The sequence below is a fragment of the Neisseria sp. P0009.S007 genome (assembly GCF_051962515.1).
In genome coordinates this window covers 1-1642 of the sequence record NZ_JBQCVF010000291.1, presented here as the reverse complement: position 1 = coordinate 1642, position 1642 = coordinate 1, and the positions used below count along the sequence as shown (strand labels likewise).

The window sequence follows — 1642 nt, the reverse complement described above, 5'->3', positions numbered from 1 at the left end:
AATGGGCAAGAGGCCGTCTGAAAAAATGAATTAACGTTATTTTAAAGGTTTATTTCCAAACCAACAATTCAGAATCTACGGTTCAAAAAAGAGAAAGCGTGTTGACCTATCCTTAGAAAGGATTGGCGGCTTATTTTAGATAAAAATCCCAGTATCAAGTCCCCTGCCCTGTCGAGCTTTTCAGACGGCATGATAAGCAATCGACTACCCGTTACAACCGCCCCATCACTTCAACAGGCATAAAACCTACGGCAGAATCTCAATTTCCGCGTTGTGTTTTACGCTGCGGTAGAGTTCGTCGACTTCTTCGTCTGTTACCGCGATGCAGCCGTTGGTCCAGTCTTTTTGCAGGTGTTTTTTACCGATAAAACCCCAGCCGTTTTTCATGCCGTGGATTTTAATCAACCCGCCCGGGCTTTTGCCTTGTGCCGCAGCGTAGGCTTTATCGGCTTCGTTGGGATAGGAAACACCGAGGTTTTTATGGTAGCCGCTATTGGGATTACGCTCATTGATGCGGTATTTTCCTTCAGGCGTTTTGCCGTCGCCTTCAAACTGTTTATGCCCGACCGGTTGCTTGCCCAACGAAATGGGATAGGTTTTCAGCAACCTGCCTTGCGAGTACGCCGACATGGTGCGCTTGCTTTTATGCACAACCAACCTGTCGATAACGGCATTTTCAGGCAACGCCGCTTCGCTTGGCGTGGCTACGGTTGTCGTGGAACGAATCGGCGCGGCAAACCAAAATACTAAAGCGGCGACAGCCGAAAGCATAGCTACCGCCAAGCCGATCTTCAACCCAACTTTCATCTTTCAGACGGCCTTACAAAGCTTTGAACACTTCAATAAACACTTCCGAACGGTGTGCATAGCCTTTAAACATATCGAAGCTCGCACAAGCTGGGCTGAGCAACACGATATCGCCCGCTTCGGCTTGGGCGTATGCCTTCTGCACCGCTTCTTCCAAAGTGGCGCAGTCGATCATATTCAGACCGCAGCCGTCCAAATCGCGACGGATTTGCGGCGCATCGACACCGATCAGGAACACGCCTTTTGCCTTGCCGGCAAGCGCGTCGCGCAGAGGCGTGAAGTCCTGCCCTTTGCCCATGCCGCCCAAAATTACAAAGAGCGGATTTTGCAAACCGGCAATCGCGGCGGCAGTCGCACCGACGTTCGTGCCTTTGCTGTCGTCGATAAACACCACGCCGTTTTTCTCGCCGATTTTTTCCACGCGGTGCGGCAGGCCTTGGAAGGTTTTAACATGTTCGAGCAATGCTTCGCGCGGCAAACCGACCGCTTCGCACAAGGCGATGGCAGCCATAACGTTGGCGGCGTTGTGCAGACCTTGCAACGGAATGTCTTGCGTGGCAATCAAGTCCTCATTGCCTTGTTTCAGGCATCCTGTCTCACGTTCCAACCAAAAATCGGCTTTATGTTCCAACGAAAACCATTTCACCTCGCGCCCGGCACGCTTCATCGCACGGCAGAACGCATCGTCTGCATTCAAAACCTGCACGCCATCGCCACGGAAAATCTTGGCTTTGGTATGCGCGTAGTCGAGCAAATCGTCGTAGCGGTCGAGATGGTCTTCGGAAATGTTCAGCACCGTCGCCGCAGTCGGGCGCAGGCTTTCGGTGTTTTCCAG

General features: G+C 51.9%; 2 protein-coding genes. Both read right to left on the bottom strand.

The features are described 5' to 3' along the window. Nucleotides 1-246: 246 nt before the first annotated feature. Complete coding sequence (locus tag ACTHS3_RS12560; protein ID WP_004518880.1) at nucleotides 247-807, bottom strand: L,D-transpeptidase family protein; 561 nt, start codon at nucleotides 805-807, stop codon at nucleotides 247-249. Between the two features lie 13 nt (nucleotides 808-820). Further along, the coding region (murD, locus tag ACTHS3_RS12555; RefSeq protein WP_440368084.1) for a UDP-N-acetylmuramoyl-L-alanine--D-glutamate ligase at nucleotides 821-1642 on the bottom strand (822 nt) is incomplete at its 5' end.

Coding starts and splice junctions, on each gene's coding strand:
- ACTHS3_RS12560 (WP_004518880.1), bottom strand. CDS start 807: ATGAAAGTTGGGTTGAAGATCGGCTTGGCGGTAGCTATGCTTTCGGCT.